At 70.8% G+C, this 24,430-nt stretch carries 21 protein-coding genes and 1 pseudogene; 16 read left to right on the top strand and 6 right to left on the bottom strand.

Annotated elements, in window-relative coordinates:
• Nucleotides 1-53: 53 nt before the first annotated feature.
• Together CGL27_RS44000 and CGL27_RS44005 are read left to right on the top strand one after the other, a co-directional pair.
• Nucleotides 54-836, top strand: coding sequence for an SDR family NAD(P)-dependent oxidoreductase (locus tag CGL27_RS44000; RefSeq protein ID WP_107439181.1), 783 nt, complete (start codon nucleotides 54-56; stop codon nucleotides 834-836).
• Nucleotides 833-1,894 (top strand): low specificity L-threonine aldolase, encoded by a 1,062-nt coding sequence (locus tag CGL27_RS44005; RefSeq protein ID WP_203348781.1) that lies wholly within the window; start codon nucleotides 833-835, stop codon nucleotides 1,892-1,894. Before CGL27_RS44000 ends, CGL27_RS44005 begins: the two co-directional genes overlap by 4 nt.
• A gap of 52 nt (nucleotides 1,895-1,946) precedes the next feature.
• Here the strand turns inward: CGL27_RS44005 and CGL27_RS44010 are convergent, their stop codons facing one another.
• Entirely contained in the window at nucleotides 1,947-2,678 is a 732-nt protein-coding gene (locus tag CGL27_RS44010; protein WP_078645659.1) for a lysophospholipid acyltransferase family protein, read from the bottom strand.
• Nucleotides 2,679-2,860: 182 nt separating this feature from the next.
• Between CGL27_RS44010 and CGL27_RS44015 the strand changes: the two genes are divergently transcribed.
• The 6 genes from CGL27_RS44015 (at nucleotide 2,861) to CGL27_RS44040 (ending at nucleotide 8,999) form a co-directional block, all read left to right on the top strand.
• Entirely contained in the window at nucleotides 2,861-3,220 is a 360-nt protein-coding gene (locus tag CGL27_RS44015) for a thioredoxin family protein (protein ID WP_237300037.1), read from the top strand.
• Nucleotides 3,221-3,414: 194 nt separating this feature from the next.
• The gene (locus tag CGL27_RS44020; RefSeq protein WP_078645661.1) at nucleotides 3,415-3,921 is read left to right on the top strand and encodes a flavin reductase family protein; all 507 of its coding nucleotides are present in this window, start codon (nucleotides 3,415-3,417) and stop codon (nucleotides 3,919-3,921) included.
• A gap of 239 nt (nucleotides 3,922-4,160) precedes the next feature.
• Complete coding sequence (locus CGL27_RS44025) at nucleotides 4,161-4,946, top strand: electron transfer flavoprotein subunit beta/FixA family protein (RefSeq protein ID WP_119992545.1); 786 nt, start codon at nucleotides 4,161-4,163, stop codon at nucleotides 4,944-4,946.
• Between the two features lie 57 nt (nucleotides 4,947-5,003).
• Entirely contained in the window at nucleotides 5,004-5,966 is a 963-nt protein-coding gene (locus CGL27_RS44030; protein WP_119992546.1) for an electron transfer flavoprotein subunit alpha/FixB family protein, read from the top strand.
• 181 nt (nucleotides 5,967-6,147) lie between these two features.
• A complete protein-coding gene (locus CGL27_RS44035; RefSeq protein WP_119993209.1) occupies nucleotides 6,148-7,437 on the top strand; it encodes an aldolase/citrate lyase family protein in 1,290 nt (429 codons plus the stop codon).
• 350 nt (nucleotides 7,438-7,787) lie between these two features.
• Complete coding sequence (locus tag CGL27_RS44040; protein WP_119993211.1) at nucleotides 7,788-8,999, top strand: hypothetical protein; 1,212 nt, start codon at nucleotides 7,788-7,790, stop codon at nucleotides 8,997-8,999.
• A gap of 44 nt (nucleotides 9,000-9,043) precedes the next feature.
• On the opposite strand, the gene CGL27_RS44045 is transcribed toward CGL27_RS44040, so the two are convergent.
• A complete protein-coding gene (locus tag CGL27_RS44045) occupies nucleotides 9,044-9,676 on the bottom strand; it encodes a GAP family protein (protein ID WP_119993212.1) in 633 nt (210 codons plus the stop codon).
• Nucleotides 9,677-9,851: 175 nt separating this feature from the next.
• Here CGL27_RS44045 and CGL27_RS44050 point away from each other — a divergent pair, with 175 nt between their 5' ends.
• Nucleotides 9,852-10,235: an SHOCT domain-containing protein gene (locus CGL27_RS44050; protein ID WP_119994849.1), complete on the top strand. Its 384-nt coding sequence runs from the start codon at nucleotides 9,852-9,854 to the stop codon at nucleotides 10,233-10,235.
• A 23-nt stretch (nucleotides 10,236-10,258) separates the two neighbouring features.
• Here CGL27_RS44050 and CGL27_RS44055 read toward each other — a convergent pair whose 3' ends face one another.
• Both CGL27_RS44055 and CGL27_RS44060 read right to left on the bottom strand, forming a co-directional pair.
• A complete protein-coding gene (locus CGL27_RS44055; protein WP_119993214.1) occupies nucleotides 10,259-10,711 on the bottom strand; it encodes a hypothetical protein in 453 nt (150 codons plus the stop codon).
• 186 nt (nucleotides 10,712-10,897) lie between these two features.
• Nucleotides 10,898-11,959 (bottom strand): LacI family DNA-binding transcriptional regulator, encoded by a 1,062-nt coding sequence (locus tag CGL27_RS44060; protein WP_078645673.1) that lies wholly within the window; start codon nucleotides 11,957-11,959, stop codon nucleotides 10,898-10,900.
• Nucleotides 11,960-12,104: 145 nt separating this feature from the next.
• On the opposite strand from CGL27_RS44060, the gene CGL27_RS44065 reads away from it, so the two are divergent.
• Entirely contained in the window at nucleotides 12,105-13,082 is a 978-nt protein-coding gene (locus CGL27_RS44065; protein WP_119993216.1) for an ROK family protein, read from the top strand.
• Between the two features lie 120 nt (nucleotides 13,083-13,202).
• A pseudogene (locus tag CGL27_RS44070) lies at nucleotides 13,203-14,790 on the top strand (protein kinase).
• A 69-nt stretch (nucleotides 14,791-14,859) separates the two neighbouring features.
• On the opposite strand, the gene CGL27_RS44075 reads toward CGL27_RS44070, so the two are convergent.
• Nucleotides 14,860-16,917, bottom strand: coding sequence for an NPCBM/NEW2 domain-containing protein (locus CGL27_RS44075; RefSeq protein ID WP_119993218.1), 2,058 nt, complete (start codon nucleotides 16,915-16,917; stop codon nucleotides 14,860-14,862).
• Between the two features lie 213 nt (nucleotides 16,918-17,130).
• On the opposite strand from CGL27_RS44075, the gene CGL27_RS44080 reads away from it, so the two are divergent.
• From CGL27_RS44080 to CGL27_RS44095, 4 genes are all read left to right on the top strand, one after another.
• Nucleotides 17,131-18,414, top strand: a complete 1,284-nt coding sequence (locus tag CGL27_RS44080; protein WP_203348590.1) for an ABC transporter substrate-binding protein — start codon at nucleotides 17,131-17,133, stop codon at nucleotides 18,412-18,414.
• A gap of 12 nt (nucleotides 18,415-18,426) precedes the next feature.
• On the top strand, nucleotides 18,427-19,341 hold the full coding sequence (locus tag CGL27_RS44085) for a sugar ABC transporter permease (RefSeq protein ID WP_119993220.1): 915 nt from the start codon (nucleotides 18,427-18,429) through the stop codon (nucleotides 19,339-19,341).
• A complete protein-coding gene (locus CGL27_RS44090) occupies nucleotides 19,338-20,255 on the top strand; it encodes a carbohydrate ABC transporter permease (protein WP_119993222.1) in 918 nt (305 codons plus the stop codon). The genes CGL27_RS44085 and CGL27_RS44090 overlap by 4 nt, the downstream gene beginning before the upstream one ends.
• 207 nt (nucleotides 20,256-20,462) lie before the next feature.
• On the top strand, nucleotides 20,463-21,497 hold the full coding sequence (locus CGL27_RS44095; RefSeq protein ID WP_078645681.1) for an NUDIX hydrolase: 1,035 nt from the start codon (nucleotides 20,463-20,465) through the stop codon (nucleotides 21,495-21,497).
• 127 nt (nucleotides 21,498-21,624) lie between these two features.
• Here the strand turns inward: CGL27_RS44095 and CGL27_RS44100 are convergent, their stop codons facing one another.
• Nucleotides 21,625-22,986 carry a dipeptidase gene (locus CGL27_RS44100; RefSeq protein WP_078645683.1) on the bottom strand — a complete coding sequence of 454 codons (1,362 nt, stop codon included), beginning with the start codon at nucleotides 22,984-22,986 and terminating at the stop codon, nucleotides 21,625-21,627.
• Between the two features lie 169 nt (nucleotides 22,987-23,155).
• Between CGL27_RS44100 and CGL27_RS44105 the strand changes: the two genes are divergently transcribed.
• Nucleotides 23,156-24,361, top strand: a complete 1,206-nt coding sequence (locus tag CGL27_RS44105; RefSeq protein ID WP_078645684.1) for a geranylgeranyl reductase family protein — start codon at nucleotides 23,156-23,158, stop codon at nucleotides 24,359-24,361.
• Nucleotides 24,362-24,430: the final 69 nt, after the last annotated feature.

The raw sequence follows: 24,430 nt of genomic DNA on the forward strand, positions 1-24,430 counted from the left end.
GCCCCGCGACGGCGGACAGCCGCCGAGCGGGGAAGGACGAGGAGGCAGCGAGCATGACCACACCGACGTCGAGCCCCAGCCCGAACGAACCGGGCGAGCGGCCGCTGGACGGTGCGGTGGTGGCGGTGGCCGGCGCGGCTGGCCCCGCGGGCCGGGCCACGCTGCTCCGCCTCGCCGAGGCCGGCGCCACCGTCGTCGCCTCCGACTCCGACCCGGCGCGGCTGGCCGAGGCCGTGGACGCGGCGCGCTACGCGCACGGCGGCGCCAGCGTCACCGGCGAGACGGTCGACCTGCTCGACCTCGACGCCGCCCGCGCCTGGGCCAATCGCACCGAGAAGGAGTTCGGCCGGGTCGACGGGCTGATCCACCTGGTCGGCGGCTGGCGCGGCAGCAAGACCTTCGCCGACGCCCCGCTCGCCGACTGGGACACCCTGCACAATCTGCTGATCCGGACCGCCCAGCACACCTCCCTCGCCTTCCACGACGCCCTGCTGCGCAGCGGCAAGGGCCGCTATGTGCTGATCAGTGCGGGGGGCGCGGCCAAGCCCACCGCGGGCAACGCCGCGTACGCCGCCGCCAAGGCCGCCGCCGAGGCGTGGACGCTCGCGCTCGCCGACTCCTTCCGCAAACTGGGGGGCGAGGGCGGCCCCTCGGCGGCCGCTGCCATCCTGGTGGTCAAGGCACTGGTGCACGACGCCATGCGGGCGGAGCGCCCCAACGCGAAGTTCGCGGGCTTCACGGACGTCAAGGAGCTGGCCGAGGCCATCACCGGACTCTGGGACCGGCCCGCCCAGGAAGTGAACGGAACCCGCCTGTGGCTGACCCCCAAGCCGTGAGGACCGACGCCCGTCGCCACCACGACCCCGAGGTGAGCGGCTTCGCCAGCGACAACTACGCCGGCGCCCACCCGGAGATCCTCGCCGCACTCGCGCTCGCCAATGGAGGCCATCAGGTCTCCTACGGCGAGGACGACTACACCGCGCATCTGCAGTTCGTCATGCGCAGCCACTTCGGCCCGCACGCACAGGCGTTCCCGGTCTTCAACGGAACCGGCGCCAATGTCGTCGCCCTGCAGGCGCTCACCGACCGATGGGGCGCGGTCATCTGCGCCGACACGGCCCATATCAATGTCGACGAGTGCGGGGCGCCCGAGCGCGTCGGAGGGCTCAAACTGCTCACCGTCCCCACCGAGGACGGCAAGCTCACCCCCGAGCTCATCGACCGCCAGGCATGGGGCTGGGACGATGAGCACCGGGCGATGCCGCAGGTCGTCTCGATCGCGCAGAACACCGAGCTCGGCACCGTCTACACGGTGGACGAGATCCGCGCCATCTGTGATCACGCCCACGAGCGCGGGATGAAGGTCCACCTCGACGGCGCCCGGATAGCCAACGCGGCCGCGTCCCTGGACGTGCCGATGCGCTCGTTCACCAACGCGGCGGGCGTCGACATCCTGTCCTTCGGCGGCACCAAGAACGGGATGCTCTTCGGCGAGGCCGTCGTCGTCCTCGACCCGGACGCGATGAGCGCCATGAAGCATCTGCGCAAGCTGTCCATGCAGCTGGCATCCAAGATGCGGTTCATCTCCGTCCAGCTGGAGGCCCTGCTCGCCCGCGACCTGTGGCTGCGCAACGCACGCCACGCCAACACCATGGCTCAGCGGCTGGCCGACGGCGTGCGCGCGGTGGACGGAGTGAAGATCCTCCACCCGGTCCAGGCCAACGCGGTCTTCGCCCGCCTCCCGCACGAGGTGAGCGAGCGCCTCCAGAAGCGCTACCGCTTCTACTTCTGGGACGAGGCCGCGGGCGATGTGCGCTGGATGTGCTCCTTCGACACCACGGAGGAGGACGTGGACGGCTTCATCACCGCCGTCAAGGAGGAGATGGGCCGCTAGGGCCCTGGGTGCGGTACGGGCGGGCCGCCGGGGCCCGCCCGCAGGGGTTTCGTTACCGGCCCCGGTCCAGGGCCAGCGCCTCGGCCGGGGTGGGAGCGGTGCCGCCCAGATGGGCCGGGACCCACCAGGTGTCGTCCGGGCCCTTGGGGCGCACCGGATATGCCCGCTGCGCCGCCTCCAGCAGCTCCTGCACCCGGCCGCGCAGCCGCTCCGTCAGGGTGTCCGAGGGCTCGGTCGGGTCGGCCTCCATCGGCTCGCCGACCCGCATCGTGATCGGGAAGTGATGGCGGCCCAGCGCCCGCTTCTGACCCTTGGTCCACAGCCGCTGCGTGCCCCACAGCGCCATCGGCAGCAGCGGGACGCCCGCCTCCTGGGCCAGCCGGGCCGCGCCCGACTTGAAGTTCTTGAGGGCGAACGACCGCGAGATCGTCGCCTCCGGGAAGACCCCGATGATCTCGCCGGAGCGCAGCGCCTTCAGCGCGTGCTTGTACGCGTCCATGCCCGCCGCGCGGTCCACCGGAATGTGCTTCATCGCGCGCATCAGCGGCCCGGAGACCTTGTGCCGGAAGACCGACTCCTTCGCCATGAACCGCACCAGCCGCTTCGCCGGACGGGCGGTCAGCCCGCAGAAGACAAAGTCGAGATAGCCGATATGGTTGCTCACCAGAACCGCGCCGCCCGCCTGCGGGACATTCTCTGTGCCCTTGATGTCGAAGCGCAGATCGAGCGCCTTGAACATGGTGCGGGCCATGCCGATCACCGGCGGGTAGACGAGCTCTGCCATTGAGGACCCTTCGTCGTATGCCCTGGGAGGGTTCTCCCGGCGGAAGTTACGCGGCCGTAGGTTTCCGGCTTCTGGCAGATGGTGCCCGATGTCGTCTCGATGTGCTACCGGACGGCGCCGCCCGGCCGGGAGATCCTCATCACGTCGGGGGCCTCCGGGGAATCTCCGGGCCGCCCGTAACGCTGCACGGGGGAGGTCCGATCGGGAGGAGACAGGTGCGAGACGGCGACGGAGGCCGGCGGCTGGGCGCCGCCGAGCTGGGCGCGGAGCTGGGGAAGCGGGCGACGCTGCTCCAGTTCTCCAGCGCCTTCTGCCAGCCCTGCCGGGCCACCCGGCGGACGCTGTCCGAGGTGGCCGCGATGGTGGACGGGGTGGCGCACGTCGAGGTCGACGCCGAGTCGCGGCTGGAGCTCGTCAGGGCCCTGGGCATCGCCCGTACCCCCACCGTGCTGGTGCTCGACGCGGCCGGGCGGATCGTGCGGCGGGCCTCCGGGCAGCCGCGCCGGGCCGATGTCATCGCCGCTCTGGGTGATGCCGTGTGAGCCACCGCGCCCCGGACCCACTTGACGCTCCGCACCCGACGTGGCCAGGGTGAACATCATGCGGCCTGGACTCCTTCTCTGCGGACGTGTGCACGAGACCCCGGTGCGGACCGTCGGCGCACGGTGTCCGGGCGGGTGAGCGAACGACGACAAGCACCGCTTCCCGCCCGTACCTCCGGCAGAAGGACAACTCCATGACGGCAACGCACGACCTCGGTACGTCCTCGCTCGCGACATCCGACCTCTTCCGCTCCGTCTTCCGCCGGCACGCCTCCGGCGTCGCCGTGATCACCGCCCAGGGCACCCGCCCCGTCGGCTTCACCGCCACCTCCCTCGCCTCCGTCGCCGCCGAGCCGCCGCTGCTCTCCTTCGGCGTGGGCAGCGGCTCCTCGAGCTGGCCGGTGCTCTCCGAGGCCGAGCACGTCGGTGTCCACATCCTGGGCGAGCACCAGCGGGAGCTGGCCGCGACCTTCGCGCGCAGCGGCGCCGACCGCTTCGGACCGGCCACCGGATGGCGCTCGGGACCGGAGGGCGTACCGGTGCTCGACGGCGTGCTGGCGTGGCTGGTGTGCCGGGTGGTGGCCCGCATACCCGCCGGAGACCACCGGGTGGTGATCGGCGAGGTGACCACGGGCACCGCGGCCGGGGCAGGCCGTCCGCTGCTGTACCACCAGGGGCGCTTCAACGCGCTGCGCGACTGAGCCGCGCCCTCCCGCCGGCGTGCGCTCCTCCCGCTGATCGCCGCGTTGGCAAGGTCACAGTTCACGCGGCTTGCATCCGGGGAATGAGCTGGGTGTACTGACGAGTAATATTTTGCTGCGGTGCATGGGCCGCCCCGGCAGGAAACCGCCCGCGGTACCGCCCGGGTCCCGCCCCCGAAGGCGCCTATGCTGCCAGCAACAAGGCAGCTTGGTAGAGACGATGCAGTAGGAGAGCCGGCGTGAGCTTGAGGATCGTTGTCTGTGTGAAGTATGTGCCCGATGCCACCGGCGATCGGCACTTCGCCGAGGATCTGACCGTCGATCGTGACGATGTGGACGGCCTGCTCTCGGAGCTGGACGAGTATGCGGTCGAGCAGGCGCTCCAGATCGCCGATGAGGCTGACGACGCCGAGATCACTGTGCTGACCGTCGGTCCGGAGGATGCCAGGGACGCGTTGCGCAAGGCGTTGTCGATGGGTGCGGACAAGGCCGTGCATGTCGAGGACGACGGTCTGCACGGTACCGATGCGCTGGGTACCTCGCTGGTGCTGGCCAGGGCCGTTGAGAAGACCGGTTATGACCTGGTGGTCTGTGGTATGGCGTCCACGGACGGCACGATGGGTGTGCTTCCGGCGATGCTGGCGGAGCGGCTGGGTGTGCCGCAGGTGTCGTTGCTGTCGGAGGTGTCGGTCGAGGACGGCACGGTCAAGGGGCGCCGTGATGGTGACACCGCGACGGAGTTGCTGGAGGCGCGGCTTCCGGCGGTGGTGTCGGTGACGGACCAGTCGGGTGAGGCGCGTTACCCGTCGTTCAAGGGCATCATGGCGGCGAAGAAGAAGCCGGTGGAGTCCTGGGACCTGGAGGACCTGGAGATCGAGTCGGACGAGGTCGGTCTCGAGGGTGCCTGGACCGCGGTGGACGGTGCCACGGAGCGTCCGGCCCGTACCGCGGGCACGATCGTCAAGGACGAGGGCGAGGGCGGCAAGCAGCTCGCCGAGTTCCTGGCGGGTCAGAAGTTCATCTGAGCCCTTCCCTCGCCCCCATTTCTTTCGCATTTCGCATGTCGCAGGAGAGCGATTCCCATGGCTGAAGTCCTTGTCTATGTCGATCACGTGGACGGTGCCGTCCGCAAGCCCACTCTGGAGCTGCTGACCCTGGCCCGCCGCGTCGGTGAGCCCGTCGCCGTCGCCCTGGGTGCGGGTGCGGAGAACACGGCGTCCGCCCTTGCCGAGCATGGCGCCGTGAAGGTGCTGACCGCTGACGCGCCCGAGTTCGCCGACTACCTTGTGGTGCCGAAGGTGGACGCGCTCCAGGCGGCGTATGAGGCGGTGTCCCCGGCCGCGGTGCTGTTCCCGTCCTCCGCGGAGGGCAAGGAGATCGCGGCGCGGCTCGCGGTCCGTATCGGGTCGGGCATCATCACCGATGCGGTGGATGTGGAGGCGGGTGGGGAGGGTCCGGTGGCCACGCAGTCGGTGTTCGCCGCCGCCTTCACGACCAGGTCCCGGGTGTCCAAGGGCACGCCGGTGATCACGGTGAAGCCGAATTCGGCGGCTGTGGAGGCTGCTCCGGCCGCGGGTGTGGTCGAGGCGTTGTCGGTGTCGTTCTCGGAGCAGGCGACGGGGACGAGGGTGGTGTCGCGTACGCCGCGTGAGTCGACGGGGCGTCCGGAGTTGACCGAGGCGGCGATCGTGGTTTCCGGTGGCCGTGGTGTGGGGGGTGCGGAGAACTTCCCCGTCGTGGAGGCGCTGGCCGACTCGCTGGGTGCGGCGGTGGGTGCTTCGCGTGCGGCGGTGGACGCGGGCTGGTATCCGCATACCAATCAGGTCGGTCAGACGGGTAAGACGGTTTCGCCGCAGTTGTATGTGGCGGCGGGTATCTCGGGTGCGATTCAGCACCGGGCCGGTATGCAGACGTCGAAGACGATCGTGGCGGTCAACAAGGACGCGGAGGCTCCGATCTTCGATCTGGTCGATTACGGCGTGGTCGGTGACCTCTTCGAGGTCGTCCCGCAGCTGACCGAAGAGGTCAAGACCCGCAAGGGCTGATCCTCCGCGATCCCCGCAGGACATTCCGTGAGGCCCTGTACGCGATGCGCGTACAGGGCCTCACGTCCGCCGAAGGGGGTGTTGACCAGCCGTCGAGCGCCCGGATAACTTCGCCCTACGGATCATTCTTTCCGTAACGTGGAAACAAGCTGGATGCGGTGGGAAGGGCGGAGGAGCGGACATGAAGCCTCAGGAGACCGTGCCGACCAGCCTGCCCGGTGCCGTACGGGCGTCCATCGCCGACTCCCTCGCCGACGTCGACGCCGAGCTCGCCCGCCGCTATCCCGGCGACCCGGGCACCCGCCAGCCCGTCCACACGGTCTACGTGCCCGCCGACCTCCTTACCGCCGCCACCGTGCGCGATTGGGGCGACCAGGCGCTGGCGGCCCTCGACCAGCACGCCCCCGACGCCGACTCCTTCGCCGCCGTCCTCGGCCTCCCCGACGACCTCGCCGAACCCGTCCACACCCGGGTGCGGGCCAAGCTGGAGCGCGAGCCCGTGGAGGACCTGCGCATCGACTTCGAGGACGGCTACGGCGCGCGCCCCGACGCCGAGGAGGACGCCGCGGCCGCCCGCGCCGCCTCGCTCCTCGCGGCCGCCTGCGCGGAGGGCAGCGCGCCGCCCTATGCGGGCATCCGCATGAAGTGCATGGAGGCCGCCGTACGCGACCGGGGCATCCGCACCCTCGACATCTTCCTTACCGGGCTCATGGCGGCCGGCGGACTGCCGGACGGCCTGGTGCTCACCCTCCCCAAGGTGACGTACGCCGAGCAGGTCACCGCGATGGTCCGGCTGTGCGAGGAGTTCGAGAAGGCGCGCGGGCTCGCCCAGGGCCGCATCGGCTTCGAGATCCAGATCGAGACCACCCAGGCCATCCTCGGCTCCGACGGCCGGGCCACCGTCGCCCGAATGATCGACGCGGCCGAGGGGCGGGCCACCGGGCTGCACTACGGCACCTTCGACTACAGCGCCTCCTGCGGGGTCGGTGCCGCCCACCAGTCCATGGACCACCCCGTCGCCGACCACGCCAAGGCCGTGATGCAAGTCGCCGCCGCCGGCACCGGCGTACGGCTCTCCGACGGCTCGACCAACATCCTGCCCGTCGGCCCCACCGAGCGGGTCCACGACGCCTGGCGGCTCCACCACCGCCTGGTCCGGCGGTCCTTGGCGCGCGCGTACTACCAGGGCTGGGACATGCACCCCGGCCACCTCCCCACCCGCTACGCCGCCGTCTACGCGTTCTACCGCGAGGGCCTGGAGGCCGCGGCGGAGCGGCTCGCCGCGTATGTGGACCGTACGGCCGGAGGCACCGGCATCGCCGACGAACCGGCCACCGCCAAGGCGCTCAGCGGCCATCTGGTGCGCGGGCTGGACTGCGGGGCCCTCGACGGCGCCGAGGTCGAGCGGCTGACCGGCCTGGGCCGCGCCGAACTCGACGCGCTGGCGGGGCGGGCCCCGGCCGCATCCTGACCTCGGCAGTCGGCCGGTCCGCCGGGAGCCGCAGATCGGCGGGAGCCCGCAGATCTGCCGGAGCCTGCGGGTCTGTTGGAGCCTGCCGGTCCGTTGGAGATCGCAGATCGGTAGGTGCCTGCTGATCGGTGGAAGCCTGCCAGTCCGCTGGAGCCCGCAGACCGGTGGGCACTTGTCGACTCACAGGTGCCCATAGACCCGACTGAGCCCGTCCGTCCGCTGGAGACCGTCGCGCCGGAGCCCACAGTTCCACCCGGGCCGCCGGGCCCGCTGATCCGCTTGGCCAGATCCGCTCACCCGCACGTGTCACCCGGGATGCGGCCCCGCCGGGGAAGGCGGGAGATGGGTTCATGGCCAGAAGCGCCGTGTCGGCCCTGCTGATCCTGCTCGGTTGCCTGCTCGTACCGGTGTCCGTGCTGACGGTGTGGGTCCACGACATCGTCCTGGACACCGACCGCTACGTGGCGACGGTCGCCCCGCTGGCGAAGGACCCGGCGATCCAGGACACCGCCGTGGACCAGGTCAGCCAGGCCGTCGACATCCGCCACAACAGCCGCGAGGTCACCGCCGACATCGCCTCCTGGCTGCGCGCCCACGGCCTCCCGGAACAGGCCGCCGACACCATCGAGGGGCTGGCCCCGCAGCTTGACTCGGCCCTGGACCAGGCGGTGCGGAAGGTGGCGGCCCACATCGTGCGCAGTGAGCAGTTCCCCGCCGTGTGGACCGGCGCCAACCGGGCCGCCCACACCGCCGTCGTGGGCGCCCTCACCGGCAAGGGCGGCGGGCCGGTCGGCGTCGAGGGCCACACCGTCACCCTCAACGTCGGCGCCGCCGTGGAGCGGGTCAGACAGCAACTGGTGGACGCCGGACTCCCCGCGGTGACCGGCATCCCCGACATCCACCAGCGGCTCGTCCTCTTCCACTCCGACCGGCTCGACACCATCAGACGGTCGGCGCGCTTCCTCGACCTGGCGGGCAACTGGCTGCCCGCGCTGACGGTGACCCTCGGCGGCACCGGAGTGCTGCTCGCCCACCGGCGCCGCCGGGCGCTCGCCCGCGCGGCCCTGGGCACCGCGCTCGCCTCCCTCGCCCTGGCGCTGGCCCTCACGGTGGGTCGTAGCTACTACCTCGACCATGTGCCGGTGAGCGTGCTGTCCAGGGAGGCTGCCTCGGTCCTCTTCGACACGGTGGTGCGCTTTCTGCGGGTCACCGTGCTCACCGTGCTGGTGCTCGGCGTCGTGGTCGCGCTCGGCGCCTATCTGACCGGCCCGGGGCGGCTGCCGAGCACGGTACGCGGCACGGCCGAGGTCCTCGCCGACAGCGCGGCCCGCTGGGGCGCGTCCCACGGGATGCGTACCGGCCGGGCCGGTATCTGGACCGCGGACCACCGGCGGGGGCTGACGACGGCGGCCCTGCTGGTGCCGGTCGCGGTGTTCGCCCTGTGGAACCACCCCACCGTGCTGACGGTGCTCTTCCTGGTGCTGATCCTGCTGGCCGCCCTCGCGGTGATCGCCCTCCTGTCCGCCACGGGCCGCACGGGGGCGCACGGCAGGGGCCGTTAGGGGCCACAGGCTGTCAGGGGGCAGAGGGCCAGAGTGCCAGGCCGTCAGGGGGTCAGGATGAGCACGATGAAGATCAGGCATGCGGCGACATTGACCACCCAGCTATGGGTGGCGAGCCACTCCCGGAGCCGGGGCATCGCGCGTTGCGCCCGGTCGCCGAGGAGGAGGTAGACCAGCAGCGGCAGCGCCGCGATCAGTACGGTGGCGGCGATGAACGGCAGCGCCGCCGCCAGCCCCGCCTGGTGCTGCTCCAGATTCGCCCCTACGGTCAGCATGACCACGATGTCGGACGGCATGAACAGGATGATCAGAAACCCGGTCGTGAGCGCCTTACGGGCATCGGCTTCCATCAGCGCGCCCAGCCACTTCGGCGGCTCGACCGTCCGCCGCTTCACCACGTTCTTGACGGCGACCAGTGCCAACAGCCCCACCAGCACGAGCTGTACGACCGACGCGGCCGATCCCCGATCGTCCGGGCTGCCCGGCGCGACCACCTGCCCCAGCAGCCCGCACAGCCCCCGGGCGAGAGCGACTCCCGCCGCGGTCGCGACCGCCACCCCGAGCAGAAACGCCAGGGACACCCGCACCGGCCGCGCGGTGGTCACCAGGATGACCGCGGCCACGATCTGAGGGCCGGCCATCATGGTGACGGCCAGGGGGAGAATCTGGAGATCCATGGCCGCCTGCCCCTTCCCGCCCGCGTCGCCCGATCACCCTCCCGACTCCCCTTTTTACGCACGGCCCGCCGCCACGGCATCCGGTGCTGCGCCGACCGTGGCGCCGTAAGCTGAAGGTGTGGGCTCCGGCGGGGCGCTCAAGGCCGCGCCGGGCGTGGCCGACGGGAGGCTGACGATGGACTACCCACTGCTGAATGTTTTCCTGACCACGATGTGGGTCTTTCTCTGGATCCTCTGGCTGGCGCTTCTGTTCCGTGTCTTCACCGACCTCTTCCGTGACGACTCGCTGAGCGGCTGGGCCAAGGCGGGCTGGACCGTCTTCGCCCTCGTGCTGCCGTTCCTCGGGGTCTTCGTGTACCTGGTGGCGCGGGGGCGGGGGATGGGCATGCGCGAGATGAAGCGTGCCGAGCAGGCGGAGAAGGACTTCCGGGAGTACGTGCGCACGACCGCCACCACCGGCCGGGCGGAGGAGCTCGAGCACCTCGTGGAGCTCAAGAACCACGGCGACCTCACGCCCGAGGAGTACGAGCGGGCCAAGGCCAAGGTCCTGGCCGCTTGAACGAACCATCGGCACCGCGGTGATCAGTACCGCACCGCGGTGCCCACCTGTGCCGTGATGTGGCCGGTGAGCTTGCGGTGGCTGTGGGCGGTGGCCTTGGTGGGCTGGTGCGGGGGCACCTTGGACAGATGCAGGACGACGGCGTCGACCAAGTCCCCGCCCGCGTTGCGGAAGTTGACCTCAATGGCGTAGTTGGCCGTGTGCTTGCCCCCGTTGGTCACGGTCAGCGGTGCCACGGACCGTCCCGCGCCGTTGCGGGTCACCCGGCCGGCCCTCACCTCGCGCTTGGCCTGGGAGCCGCCCTTGATCTTGTCCAGCTGGGCCTGGGCCGACGACCTCGCGGAGGCGATCGCGGCGGAGGCCCGGGACACTTCGGACGACGGGGTGCCCCCGTCGTCCGAACAGCCGACGGCGGCCGGCGCCAGCACGGCCATGAGGCTCACCGCGCAGATCGTCCGCGTTCGGCGCCCGCTCATCGCATCTCCCTCGTTCCGCCGGCCGGGGTCCCGGGCCCTCCGCATCCACCCTCGGGGCGGTGGGGGGCCGGGGCAACCGGAGCGGGGCCGTTCAGGCGTCCGGGGGAAACGGGCCGTTCGGGGATGGGCTCAGCCGCGCGGGAAAGCGCGGCCGTTCGCGAAAGCAGGCCGTACGGGGTCGGCCGGTCAGGGTGTGGATGTCGCGGGCGGGGGCAGTTCGCCCGAGCCGCGCGGGATCAGCCGGGTCGGCAGGACGACCCGCTGGGGGTCCCCGCCCGCGCCGTCGAGGCGGCGGAAGAGCAGATCGGCGGCGGTACGGCCGAGCTGGGCCGAGTCCTGGGCTATGACGGTGATCCCGGGGGAGAGCAGATCGGCGAGCTCGAAGTCGTCGAAGCCGACGAGGGCCACCGGCGCTGCGGGCGTGGGGCGCTCGGCCAGGACCCGTACGACTGTGACCGTGACCCGGTTGTTGCCCGCGAAGAGCGCGGTGACCGGCTCAGTGGCGTTCAGCATCGCGGTGGCCGCGGCCCGGACCCGCTCCGGATCGGTGGCGCCGGGCGAGACCCAGGCGTCATGGACCGGCAGCCCGGCCTCGCTCATCGCCGCGTGGTAGCCGCGCAGCCGCTCGGCGGCGGTGTGGATGCCCGGCAGGTCGCCGAGGAAGCCGATCCGGCGGTGGCCGTGGGCGATGAGATGGGCGACGGCGTCGCGGGAACCGCCGAAGCTGTCGGAGAGGACGGCGTCGGCGTCGACACGGCCCGCCGGCCGGTCGACGAAGACGGTGGCGACCCCGGCTGCCATCTCGGGGGCCAGATAGCGGTGGTCATGGCCGGCCGGGATGATGACGAGGCCGTCGACCCGGCGCGCGCACAGGGCGAGCACCAGTTCCTGCTCGCGCTCGGGGTCCTCCGCGCTGGAGCCGTTGATCAGCAGTGCGCCATGGGCCCGGGCGATCTCCTCGACGGCGCGGCTCAGCGGACCGTAGAAGGGGTCGGCCAGATCTTCCAGGACCAGTCCGATGCTCGCCGTACGGCCCTTGCGCAGGATGCGGGCGCTGTCGTTGCGGCGGAAGCCGAGTGCGGTGATGGCCTCCTGGACGCGGCGCTCGGTGTCGGGGGTGACGCCCGGTTCGCCGTTGACCACTCTGGAGACGGTTTTGAGACCGACCCCGGCCCGTGCGGCGACGTCCTTCATAGTGGGCCGGGTGCCGTAACGGCGTGTGGCGGTGCCCGGGGCGGTGTCGGTCACAGTGCGCTCGTCCCGTCGCTGGTCGTCGTGGGGGAGGGAGTGACGAGCATAGCCCCTGGACAACGTTGTCAGCGGCGGGAAGACTGTTGTCGCACACCGAACACGTCCATGCCCACCAGCGTGCCCACCAGGAGAGTCGACACCTATGCCACGTGACCTCATCGCCGCACTGGACATCGGCGGGACCAAGATCGCGGGCGCTCTGGTGGACGGGAGCGGAAAACTGGTCGTACGGGCCCGCCGCGCCACCCGAGCCCAGGAAGCCGGCGCGACGGTCATGCGGCAGGTCACCGCCGTGCTCAAGGAGCTCGCGGCCACCGCGCACTGGTCACGGGTCGCCGCCGTCGGCATCGGCAGCGCGGGCCCGGTGGACGCCTCCGTGGGCACCGTCAGCCCCGTCAACATCCCCGGCTGGCGTGACTTCCCGCTGGTCGCCGGGGTCCGGGAGACCACCGGCGCACTGCCGCTGTCGCTGGTCGGCGACGGGCCGGCGATGACGGCCGCCGAGCACTGGCAGGGCGCGGCGCGCGGCCGTAAGAACGCGCTGTGCATGGTGGTCTCCACCGGCGTCGGCGGCGGGCTGGTTCTGGGCGGTCGGCTGCACCCGGGTCCGACCGGCAACGCCGGGCACATCGGCCACATCAGCGTGGAGCTGAACGGCGACCTGTGTCCCTGTGGCGGACGCGGCTGCGTGGAGCGGATCGCCAGCGGTCCCAACATCGCCCGCCGCGCCCTGGACGGGGGCTGGCGCCCGGGTCCGGACGGCGACACCAGCGCCCAGGCCGTCGCCGCCTCGGCGCGGAACGGCGACCCGGTCGCGCGGGCCTCCTTCGAACGGGCCGCCCAGGCCCTGGCCGCCGGAATCGCCGCGACCGCCGCGCTCGTCGAGATCGAGGTGGCGGTCATCGGCGGCGGGGTGGCGGGCGCCGGGGACGTGCTCTTCACGCCCCTGCGGCGCGCCCTGCGCGACTACGCGACCCTGTCGTTCGTCCAGGGACTGGAGGTCGTCCCGGCACAGATGGGTACCGACGCGGGGCTGGTGGGCGCGGCCGCCGCGGCGGCGCAGGAGGCGAGCCTGGAGGGGTTCGGCCCGGTGGCGGGCACGCATCCGACCGGCGATTGAGCCCGCTGTCACCGTCTCCCCCTAAGCTGTTCGCCCTCAGCCCGAAGCCCTGAAGCCCGGCAGCGGCCAGACGGGGCCGAGGAGAGCGCGAGGGGGAGCGGAGCGGTGGCACCGGTGGACATGGGCGGCGATCTGTCCGGCAGGCTCCTGGGCGGGCGGTACCGGGTGACGGGCCGGCTCGGCCGGGGCGGCATGGGCGTGGTCTGCAGGGCAGCGGACGCGGTGCTCGGCCGGGAGGTCGCGGTCAAGGTGCTGCGCGCCCATACCGACGCGTCCAGTGCCGAACTGGCCGATCTGCGCACCCGGATGCAGCGGGAGGCGCGGGCAGCGGCCCGGATCCGGCACCCCGGGGTGATCACGGTCCACGATGTGGCCGAGGAGGACGGGCTGCCGCTCATCGTCATGGAGCTGATCGACGGCCCGTCGCTCGACGATGTGATCGACGAACGGGGCGCCATCGACCCCCGGGAGGCCGCGGGGATCGGCGCCGAGGTCGCGGACGCGCTCGGCGCGGCCCATGACGCCGGGGTGCTGCACCGGGATGTGAAGCCCGGCAATGTGCTGCTGGACCGGCGCGGGCCGTGTCGTCCTTACGGACTTCGGCATCGCGAGCCTGGAGGCGCCCGAGGACGGCGCGACCACCAAGCTGACCCGCAGCGGCGAGCTGATCGGCTCCCTGGACTACCTCGCACCGGAGCGCGCCCAGGGGCAGGACCCGAGCCCGGCCTCGGACATCTGGGCGCTGGGGATGACGCTGTACGCGGCGGTGGAGGGCTCGTCGCCGTTCCGCCGCACCTCCGTATGGTCGACGCTCACCGCGATCGTCACCGAACCGATGCCCGAGCCGCGGCTGGCCGGGCCGCTGGCGCCCGTGTTGCACGCGCTGATGGACAAGGATCCGCGGGGGCGGCCGTCCGCCGCCGAGGCGCGCCGGATGCTGGCGGACGTGGCCGCCGGGCGGACGCCCCAGGGCGTGCGGCCCCCGTCCACACCGGACGCTGCGGCCGTCCCGTCGCCGGGCTTCGGCCCGCCGCCCGCCGTGGAGCCGCTGGTGAGCGGGGAGCCGGGCGCGGGGGACGGGGCCGATGTGCGGGGCGCAAGGCGCAGGCCCCGCGGAGCGCTCATCGCGGCTGCCGCCGCCACCGTCGTGCTCATCGCCGGCGGGCTGGTCGCAGGGGATGACCACACCACAGCGTCGGGGCCGACGAAGGATCCGGGGTCGGAGCCGGGCAAGGACCTGCCGAGCGACCCGGCGGGGCCTGGGAAGACCGCCTCACCGGGCGGCGGAAGGGTGAGCGGCACGACCGGGCAGGATGGCGCCCAGCCGGGTGACACGGCCTCACCGTCCGGGTCCCGCACCCCGGACGGCGGCAACGGCGACCGGGGCGGCCCGGCGGCTTCATCGGCCCCGCCCTCGGAGGCCGCGCCCGTCTGCCACGGCAGTGGCGGCGGGCGGTAAGACTGCGAGGTGTGGCGGGACGCGACCTCGTACACCCATGGCGGTGAGCCGGTCGGCACTCTCGAGCACGGCGTGAACTACTTCTTCTGCCAGGAGAACCTGGGCCGCCGGGAGACCTACGGCAAGTGGTCGAACGTGTGGTGGGCCAGGACCGACGACGACAACGGCCATCGCGATGTCTATGTGAGCGTCGTCTACGTCAAGGGCGGGAACAACGACGAGCCCCTCCCCGGGCTGCCCGAGTGCTGAGCCCGGGCGGCCGCGGGAAGGGGCGGATCTCCGTGGGGTGATGAGGTTTCAGCCTGGGGTGGAGAGATCTCAGCAGGTGAAGGACGCGTCGGCCCAGTCCCCGTGGTCGCTGGTGACCCCGTCCCCGCCGTCGGTGACGACGAGCCGGACCGTGTTCGCCTCGCCGATGGCGGCCGTAAGAGCGGTGGCCGGATCGGCGTTCGTCAGCGTCTTGGACGACGCCACCTTGGTGTCGCCCGCCCAGACCTCGAAGGCCACCGATCCCTCGGTGCCCTCTTCGTCGTCCACGCCGACCTGTGCGGTGAAGCGCGAGCACCGGCCCCCGGTGTAGTAGGTGACCTCGCTGGGCGCGTGCACGCCCAGGCCCTTGTCGTACGTGGTGCCGCCGAGGGTGAGCGGATGGCCGTCACCCGCCCCGCTCTCGCCGACGCTGGTGTTCTTCTCCACCGGGCCCCAGCCGTTGAGCGCGCTCAGCCAGGACAGATCGCTCGCGTACGAGCTGCCGGAGGGCGGTGCGACCACCACATGGACCGCCGAGACCAGCCGCGCGGCGGCCTTGGCGCCCTTCGGTGAGCGGTAGTCGGCGGCGACCGTCAGATCGTACGCACCGGGTGTGGCCCCGGCGGGCGCGGTGACCTGCCAGCGTGTGGCCAGCTTCGAGCCGGTGGGCAGCGAGGCGGCCCGGGTCGGCGAGGTGGCCTTGATCCGCCAGCCGTCGGGGCCGGTGAGGCGGACCGAGACCTGATGGGCCGGGGTGCGGCCGAGGTCGGTGAGGGCGGTGACGACCTGGGCGGTGTCTCCGGCCTCGGTCAGCGCGGTGCCGTCGATGCCGAGTTCGGCGAGGGGCGGGTAAGAGGCCCAGCGCGCGTCGGCCGAGGCCCGGTAGAGCACGGTGCCATGGGCCGGGACGGTGGCCGAAATGGCTCCGGCGGTGTTGTAGTCCTTGTGCGACCACAGGTCGCGCAGCCGGTACGCGGTCGCCTTCGGCAGCCCGGCCCCGGTCGCCGTTGTGGCGATGTGCTGCGGCCGGTCGGTCTCGTTGAACAGCGCGACGGCGCGGCTGCCGTCCGCCATCTCCTTGGCGATGACCCAGCGCCCGCCCTCGGAGGAGACCACGGTGCCCTGCTTGCCGAGCGGGTCCTGATCGACGCCGATGACCTCGCGATTGCCGAGGATCTCATAGGTCTCGTCGGTGGCCTTGCGCAGATCGGTGCCGATCAGCAGCGGTGCGGCCATGATCGACCACAGCGAGAAGTGGCTGCGGTACTCGGTGTCCGTCATCCCGCCGTTGCCGACCTCCAGCATGTCGGGGTCGTTCCAGCGGCCGGGTCCGGCGTACTGCGCGAGCGGCAGGTTCTGCTTGGCGATCGACAGCATGCTGCCCCAGCTGTCGCTGATGTCGCCCGTCGTCCGCCACAGTTGGCCGAATTCACCGGCCCACTCCCATGGCTTGTTCTCGCCCCATTCGCAGATGCTGTAGACGATGGGGTGGCCGGTGGACTCGGACGCGGCCTTCAGCGCGTCGCGCATGGCGCGGTAGCGCTGCTTGGCGTCGACACCCTGGTTATTGCAGTTGTCGTACTTGAGGTAGTCGATGCCCCAGTCGGCGAACTGCTGGGCGTCGGACTTCTCATGGCCGAGCGCCCCGGGGAAGCCGGCGCTGTTGCAGGTCTTGGTGCCCGCGCTGGTGTAGATGCCGATCTTCAGTCCCTTGGAGTGGACATAGTCGGCGACGGCCTTGATGCCGTTCGGAAAGCGGACCGGGTCGGGGACCAGCTTGCCGTCCGCGTCGCGCTGCGGCAGCGCCCAGCAGTCGTCGAGGTTGACGTACTGGTATCCGGCGTCCTTCAGCCCCTTCGCCACGAAGATATCGGCGATGCCCTTGACCATCGCCTCGTTGAACTCGGCGCGGCAGTGGGTGGAGTTCCAGTTGTTGAAGCCCATCGGAGGGGTGAGGGCGAGCCCGTCAGCGGGCGCGGCGCCCGGCCCGGAGGCCGGTGTGGTGACCTCGGCGGGGTGCGACGGCTGGGCGACGGCCGGGAGGGCCAGACCGGCGGTTGCCAGCAGGCCGGCGCTCAATGCTCCGATGACTCTTCGCTTCGAGGGGCGAAAAAAGCGGTGGCGCACGATGCGGGTCCTCCGTTCTCAACGGGGGTGACGCAGTGTCATGGCTGCGTCACATGCGAGCGTTTACGGTAGACCCTGTTGAAGTCTGTTGGAAGAGATGCGATAACAGTTGTTCGATATCTCGTCAAAACCCTTGACGTTCCGCCTGGGTGCCGGGTGAGATCCCCTCACTCGCGTTCGGTTGTGTTTGATTGGACCTCTGTGGAGGGGCACATGGCACCGTCATTGTCAGGACATCGGATCTCCCGCCGTGCGCTGCTACGAGGTACCGCGGCCGGAGCGGGCGCGGTCACCCTCCCGACGCTGCTGACCGCCTGCGGTGGTCCGGGCAACGAAGTGAAGATCGGCTCCAACGCCTCCGACGCAGTGCCCCGGAAGGCGTTCGCCGAGGTGTTCAACGCGTACGAGAAGAAGTCGGACAAGAAGGTCAAGGTCAACACCGTCAACCACGAAGCCTTTCAGGAAGGCATCAACCGCTATCTGAAGGGCACCCCCGACGACGTCTTCATGTGGTTCGCCGGGTACCGCATGCAGTTCTTCGCCGAACAGGGTCAGCTCGCCGAGATCAGCGATCTGTGGAAGGGCTTCGACGGCTTCTCCGACGCGCTCAAGGCGCAGTCCACCGGCAAGGACGGCAAGCAGTACCTCGTGCCGTACTACTACTACCCCTGGGCGGTCTTCTACCGGAAGAGCGTCTTCGCCCAGCGCGGCTATGAGATCCCGAAGACCTTCGACGAGTTCCGGGCCCTCGCCAAGCGCATGGACAAGGACGGGCTCGACGCCATCGCCTTCGGTGACAAGGACGGCTGGCCCGCCATGGGGACCTTCGACTATCTCAATATGCGGGCCAACGGCTACGACTTCCATGTCTCCCTGATGGGCGGCAAGGAGTCCTGGACCGATCCCCGGGTCAAGCACGTCTTTGACCTGTGGCGCGGTCTGATGCCTTACCACCAGAAGGGCGCCAACGGACGGACCTGGCAGGAGGCCGCCCAGAGCCTGGCGCAGAAGAAGTCCGGTATGGCGGTCTTCGGACTGCCCCACCCCGGACAGCAGTTCCCCGACGCCGACCGCGACGATCTGGACTTCTTCGCGTTCCCCGAGATCGACTCCGCCTATGGCCAGGACGCGGTCGAGGCGCCCATCGACGGCTTTCTGCTGGCGAAGAAGTCCAAGCGGCAGAAGGAGGGCAAGGAGCTGCTCAAGTACCTCGCCACACCTGCCGCCGAGGAGATCTACCTGAAGCGGGACCCGAACAACATCGCGGTCAACGACGGCGCGTCCACCTCCTCGTACAACGCGCTGCAGAAGAAGGCCGTCGACCTCATTTCGAACGCCAAGCAGATATCCCAGTTCATGGACCGCGACACCCGGCCGGACTTCGCGTCACAGGTGATGATCCGGGCCATTCAGCAGTTCATCAACAAGCCGGACGACATTGACTCCCTGACCAAGGATATCGAGTCCCAGAAGAAGACCATCTTCGCCGGCAACTAGGAGATTCGCGCCGTGCCGCTCATCAACGCGCGGCGTGCCAAACGGCGGGGTCCACGGAGGTTCACCTCCCGCGACCTCGCCGTTATCGGCGTGCTGCTGGGTATACCCATCCTGCTCGACCTGGCCCTGGTCTGGGGCCCGACCCTCGCCTCCATCGGCCTGTCCTTCACCAACTGGGACGGGATCGGCGATATCCAATGGGTCGGCATCGACAACTACAAAACCCTCTTCACCGACTATCCGCCGTTCTGGCCCGCCGTCCGCAACAATCTGCTCTGGGTGGCCTTCCTCGGCTGTGTCGCGACCCCCTTCGGACTGCTGCTGGCCGTGCTGCTGGACAAGGGCGTCCGGTTCAGCCGGTTCTACCAGTCCACCCTCTATATGCCGGTGGTGCTCTCCCTCGCCATCGTCGGCTTCATCGCGCAGCTGATCTTCTCCCGTGACCAGGGCGCGCTGAACGCGATTCTGGCCAACAAGGACAACCCGGTGGACTGGCTGGGAGACCCGGAGCTCAATATCTGGATGGTGCTGCTGGCAGCCGCCTGGCGGCACACCGGGTATGTGATGATCCTCTATCTGGCCGGGCTGAAATCCGTCGATCCCTCGCTCAAGGAAGCGGCCGCGATCGACGGCGCCAGCGAGACCCAGACCTTCTTCCGGGTCGTGCTGCCCACTCTGCGGCCGGTCAATGTCATCGTCGGTGTCATCACCGTGATCGAGGCATTGCGCGCGTTCGACATCGTCTACGCCATCAACCATGGCCGTAACGGGCTCGAACTGCTCTCGGTGCTGGTCACCGACAACATCATCGGCGAGGCCAGCCGGATCGGCTTCGGCTCCGCGATCGCCGTCGTCCTGCTGGCCGTGTCCATGGGATTCATCGTGACCTATCTGGTGCAGGAACTGCGAGGGGGGAAGAAGGGATGACCATCACCCGGACCGCCCCCGTACGGACCGTGGCGCCGGTGACCGGCACCGGCAAGCGCCGGGTGAGCCGTGGACGGCTCGGGCTGCACGCGTTCTTGATGACCGTGTCGCTCGCCTTTCTCGCCCCGCTGCTGCTCGCCATCTACGCCTCGCTGCGGCCCTACGAGGAGACCGCCAAATACGGCTATTTCTCGCTGCCGCGCCATCTGTCGTTCGACTACTACGCGCAGGCGTTCAACGACTCCGGAATGGGCAAGTACTTCATCAACTCGCTCATCATCGCGGTGCCCGGAGTGCTGTTGACGCTGTTTCTCGCCTCGTTCGTCGCTTTCTGCGTGACCCGGCTGAGAATGCGCGGCGGGCTCGTGCTGCTGATGGTGTTCACGGCGGGCAATCTGCTGCCGCAGCAGGTCATCGTCACCCCGCTCTATGTGCTCTTCACCAAGATCAATCTGCCCTACTGGATGTCGGACTCGATGACGATGTACGACTCCTACTGGGCCGTGCTCGCCGTCCAGGTCGCCTTCCAGGTGGGTTTCTGCGTCTTCGTCCTCGCCAACTTCATGCGCACCCTTCCCGAGGAGATCACGGAAGCGGCGCGGGTGGATGGCGCGGGGGTGTGGACGCAGTACTGGAACATCACGCTTCCGTTGTGTCGGCCGGCGCTCGCCGCGCTCGCCACATTGCAATTCACCTGGATGTACAACGATTTCCTGTGGGCGCTCGTCTTCATCTCCGACGGTGACAAGCTGCCCATCACCTCCGCGCTCAACAATCTGCGCGGCCAGTTCTTCACCGACTACAACCTGCTCGCGGCGGGCTCGGTGATCGTGGCGCTGCCCACGGTGCTGGTCTTCCTGCTGTTGCAGCGCCACTTCATCGCCGGACTCACCCTCGGCGCCAGCAAAGGCTGATACGGCAGGGGTCACCGCGGTCCATGTGGCCGCGGTGACCCCTGTGGCACAAGGGCCCCACGACCCCCGGCCGCGCCTCACCGCACCACCCCGCGTCATGCGCCCATACGGTCCGGAGGGGCGCGATCCGTCACTCGGTCGTCTTCGGGCGTTTCCGTGGCAGGGTGATGCGGGCAACTGTCAGGAGGCGATGGAATAGGGGGAAATGTGATCGTCTGGCTGAACGGTGCGTTCGGTGCGGGTAAAACCGCCACGGCCCGTGAGTTGGTGGACTTCATGCCCGGCAGCACGTTCTACGACCCGGAGCTGGTCGGCAACGGTCTGCGGATGATGCTTCCGCGTAAACGTCTTGAACAGGTGTCCGACTACCAGGATCTGCCCTCCTGGCGCCGGCTGGTCGTGGACACCGGAGCGGCGCTGATCGCGGAGGTCGGCGGTCCGCTCGTGGTGGCGATGACGGTCCTCAGACAGGAGTACCGGGATGAGATCTTCGGTGGTTTCGCGGCCCGTCGCATCCCCGTGCGGCATGTTCTGCTCCACACCGATGAAACGATCCTTCGCGAGCGGATAGCCGGGCGCGAGGAGATACCCGGGGACCCGGAGGCGAACGAGTCCGTACGTCAGTGGTGCCTGGCCCATCTCGCCCCCTACCGGGCGGCCCTGCCCTGGCTGACCGCCGATGCCCATGTCGTGGACACCACCGGCATCACCCCGCGCCAGACCGCCCAGCACATCGCCGACGCCGTCCGCGACGGCGCCGGGAGCTGCGACATCGTGCAGACTCCGGAGCCGACGGCGGAGACGCTGGCCGCCGGGGTGCTGCTCTTCGACGAGGAGGACCGCGTGCTGCTCGTCGACCCCACCTACAAACCCGGCTGGGAGTTCCCCGGCGGCGTCGTCGAACCGGGCGAACCCCCGATGTGCGCCGGGGTGCGCGAGGTCACCGAGGAGCTGGGCGTACGGCTCGACGAACCGCTGCGGCTGCTGGTCGCCGACTGGGAACGCCCCCAGCCGCCCGGCTACGGGGGCCTGCGGCTGCTCTTTGACGGCGGCAAGCTCTCCAGCGCGGCCGCCCGGGAGGTGCTGCTGCCCGGCTCCGAACTGCGCGGCTGGCGCTTCGTCACCGAGAGCGAGGCGGCCGCGCTGCTGCCGCCGGTGCGGCTGAGCCGACTGCGCTGGGCGCTGCGCGCCCGCGAGCAGGGCCGCCCGCTCTATCTCGAAGCGGGCGTCCCGACCGGCTGACCCACCGGCCCGCTCGTACCTCGTCCACCCACCCGTGCCCCACCGGCCTGCCGCGTCCCATAGCGGGACCGGGCCGTCGCCCCACGGTCCGGAACCGGCCGCGGGGCGATGGCAGGAGGGGGGAAGCTCAGCCCTTGCCCGCCGCGTACATCCCCAGGAACAGCGCCTCGGTCAGCGAGAGCTTCTCCAACTCCTGCGGTGAGACGCTCTCGTTGACCGCGTGGATCTGCGCATCCGGCTCGCTCAGCCCGATCAGCAGGATCTCCGCCTCCGGGTAGAGCGAGGCCAGCGTGTTGCACAGCGGGATCGAGCCGCCCTGCCCGGCGATCGCCATCTCCTGGCCGTCGTACGCCAGGCGCATCGCCTCCCGCATCGCCGCGTACGCCGGGCTCGTGGTGTCCGCGCGGAACGGCTGGCCCTGGCCGACCTGCTCCAGCGAGAGCCGCGCGCCCCACGGCACCGAGGACCGGAGGTGCTCGGCGAGCAGCCGGTTGGCCTCGGCCGCGTCCACGCCCGGCGGCACCCGCAGGCTGATCAGCGCCCGCGCGCTCGACTGGACGGACGGGGTGGCGCCGACCACCGGCGGGCAGTCGATGCCGATCACGGTGACCGCGGGGCGCGCCCAGATGCGGTCGGCGACCGTACCAGAGCCGACCAGCCCGACCCCGTCGAGCACCTTGGCGTCCTTGCGGAACGCCTCCTCCGGATACTGCAGCCCGTCCCACTCCGCGTCCGCCTCGAGGCCCTTGACGGTGGTCGAGCCGTCCTCGGCGCGCAGCGAGTCCAGGACGCGGATCAGCGCGGCGAGCGCGTCCGGGGCCGCCCCGCCGAACTGGCCGGAGTGCAGATTGCCCTCCAGGGTCTCCACCGAGACCCGCAGCAGCGTCATACCGCGCAGCGTGGCCGTGACCGTCGGCAGCCCGACCCGGAAGTTGCCCGCGTCGCCGATCACGATCGTGTCGGCGGTCAGCAGCTCCGGATGGGCCTCGGCATAGCGCTCCAGGCCGCCCGTGCCCTGCTCCTCCGAACCCTCCACGATCATCTTGACGTTGACCGGGACCCCGCCCTGCTCCTTGAGCGCCCGCAGGGCGGTGAGATGCATGATCACGCCACCCTTGCAGTCCGCGGCGCCCCGCCCGTACCAGCGGCCGTCGCGCTCGGTCAGCTCGAAGGGCGGGGTGTGCCAGGCGGCCTCGTCCAGCGGGGGCTGCACGTCGTAATGCGCGTAGAGCAGCACGGTCGGGGCACCGGCCGGACCGGGCAGAAAGCCGTAGACGGACTGGGTGCCGTCGGGGGTGTCCAGCAGCGCCACGTCCTCGAACCCCTCGGCGCGCAGGGCGTCGGCGACCCACCGGGCGGCGGCCTCGCATTCGTCGCGCGGGAACTGCGCCGGGTCCGCGACCGACTTGAAGGCCACCAGCTCGGCCAGCTCGGTCCTCGCGCGCGGCTGCAGGGCGGCTACGGTAGCGGCGAGAGGCGCCTTCTCCATGGGGGTCACTCCTGGGGTGCGACGGGCAGGCGGCGGGATGCGCCGCGATGGGCACGTATGTACGGCTTGATGCCGCGTGGCCGATCATCCCACAGCGGGGTCATCCGTCGGGGAGCCGTAGGATGCCGGGAAGGCGCATCAGGTCGGTCGATTGGGAGCGGATCCACACGTGAGCAGCGACAACGCAGCCCCGGACAATGAGACGGTATGGGACGTCGTCGTGGTGGGCGCGGGCCCTGCGGGTGCCTCCGCGGCCCATGCCGCCGCCTGCGCCGGACGCCGGGTGCTGTTGTTGGAGAAGGCCGAACTGCCGCGCTACAAGACGTGCGGCGGCGGCATCATCGGTCCCTCGCGCGACGCACTCCCGCCGGGCTTCGAACTGCCGCTGCGGGAGCGGGTGCACGCGGTGACCTTCTCGCTCAACGGCAAGCTGGCCCGCACCCGCCGCTCCAAGCACGCGCTCTTCGGGCTGATCAACCGGCCGGAGTTCGACGCGGCCCTGGTCGAGGCCGCCAAGGACGCGGGCGCCGAGGTCCGTACGGGCGTCGCGGTCACCCGCGTCGAACAGCACGGCCCGGCCGTGCCCGACCGGCGCACGGTCGCCGTGGTGCTCGCCGACGGTGAGACGGTGCTGGCGCGGGCCGTGGTCGGCGCGGACGGCAGCGCGAGCCGCATAGGCGCGCATGTCGGCGTGAAGCTGGACCAGGTGGATCTCGGCCTGGAGGCCGAAATTCCCGTTCCGGAGACCGTCGCGGAGGACTGGGCGGGCCGGGTGCTCATCGACTGGGGCCCGATGCCGGGGAGTTACGGCTGGGTCTTCCCCAAGGGCGACACCCTGACCGTCGGCGTCATCTCGGCGCGCGGCGAGGGCGCCGGGACCAAGCGCTATCTGGAGGACTTCATCGCTCGGCTCGGCCTCGCCGGATTCGAGCCGAGCATCTCCTCCGGCCATCTGACCCGCTGCCGCGCCGACGACTCGCCGCTGTCGCGCGGCCGGGTCCTGGTGTGCGGGGACGCGGCCGGGCTGCTGGAGCCGTGGACGCGCGAGGGCATCTCCTACGCGCTGCGCTCGGGCCGGCTCGCGGGCGAGTGGGCGGTGCGCGTCGCGGAGGCGCATGACGCGGTGGACGCCCGTCGCCAGGCCCTGAACTACGCCTTCGCGATCAAGGCGGGGCTCGGCGTGGAGATGGGCGTCGGCCGCCGTCTGTACACGATCTTCGCCCGCCGCCCCGGGATGTTCCACGCGGCTCTCACCGGCTTCCGCCCGGCGTGGCGTACTTTTACGAAGATCACCCGCGGTACCACCACCCTGGGCGACCTCGTCCGCACTCACCCGGCCGCCCGCCGGGCCCTGGCGGCGATGGACCGGGGCTAGCCGCTTTCTCTCGGGCGCCGCGCGGCGGTGATGCGTCGCGCGGCGGTCCCGCGTCTTCGTCGGTAGTGC

This window comes from Streptomyces sp. 11-1-2 (assembly GCF_003595545.1).
In the GTDB taxonomy this organism is placed as follows: Bacteria; Actinomycetota; Actinomycetes; order Streptomycetales; family Streptomycetaceae; genus Streptomyces; species Streptomyces hygroscopicus_B.

Excerpts from the sequence above, each read along its gene's own strand:
- CGL27_RS44045 (WP_119993212.1), bottom strand. The coding sequence starts at position 9,676 with ATGGATCTCCAGATTCTCCCCCTGGCCGTCACCATGATGGCCGGCCCT.
- CGL27_RS44020 (WP_078645661.1), top strand. The coding sequence starts at position 3,415 with ATGACGGCAACGCACGACCTCGGTACGTCCTCGCTCGCGACATCCGAC.
- CGL27_RS44010 (WP_078645659.1), bottom strand. The coding sequence starts at position 2,678 with ATGGCAGAGCTCGTCTACCCGCCGGTGATCGGCATGGCCCGCACCATG.
- CGL27_RS44100 (WP_078645683.1), bottom strand. The coding sequence starts at position 22,986 with ATGGAGAAGGCGCCTCTCGCCGCTACCGTAGCCGCCCTGCAGCCGCGC.
- CGL27_RS44080 (WP_203348590.1), top strand. The coding sequence starts at position 17,131 with ATGGCACCGTCATTGTCAGGACATCGGATCTCCCGCCGTGCGCTGCTA.
- CGL27_RS44090 (WP_119993222.1), top strand. The coding sequence starts at position 19,338 with ATGACCATCACCCGGACCGCCCCCGTACGGACCGTGGCGCCGGTGACC.
- CGL27_RS44055 (WP_119993214.1), bottom strand. The coding sequence starts at position 10,711 with ATGAGCGGGCGCCGAACGCGGACGATCTGCGCGGTGAGCCTCATGGCC.
- CGL27_RS44040 (WP_119993211.1), top strand. The coding sequence starts at position 7,788 with ATGGCCAGAAGCGCCGTGTCGGCCCTGCTGATCCTGCTCGGTTGCCTG.
- CGL27_RS44065 (WP_119993216.1), top strand. The coding sequence starts at position 12,105 with ATGCCACGTGACCTCATCGCCGCACTGGACATCGGCGGGACCAAGATC.
- CGL27_RS44030 (WP_119992546.1), top strand. The coding sequence starts at position 5,004 with ATGGCTGAAGTCCTTGTCTATGTCGATCACGTGGACGGTGCCGTCCGC.
- CGL27_RS44035 (WP_119993209.1), top strand. The coding sequence starts at position 6,148 with ATGAAGCCTCAGGAGACCGTGCCGACCAGCCTGCCCGGTGCCGTACGG.
- CGL27_RS44050 (WP_119994849.1), top strand. The coding sequence starts at position 9,852 with ATGGACTACCCACTGCTGAATGTTTTCCTGACCACGATGTGGGTCTTT.
- CGL27_RS44000 (WP_107439181.1), top strand. The coding sequence starts at position 54 with ATGACCACACCGACGTCGAGCCCCAGCCCGAACGAACCGGGCGAGCGG.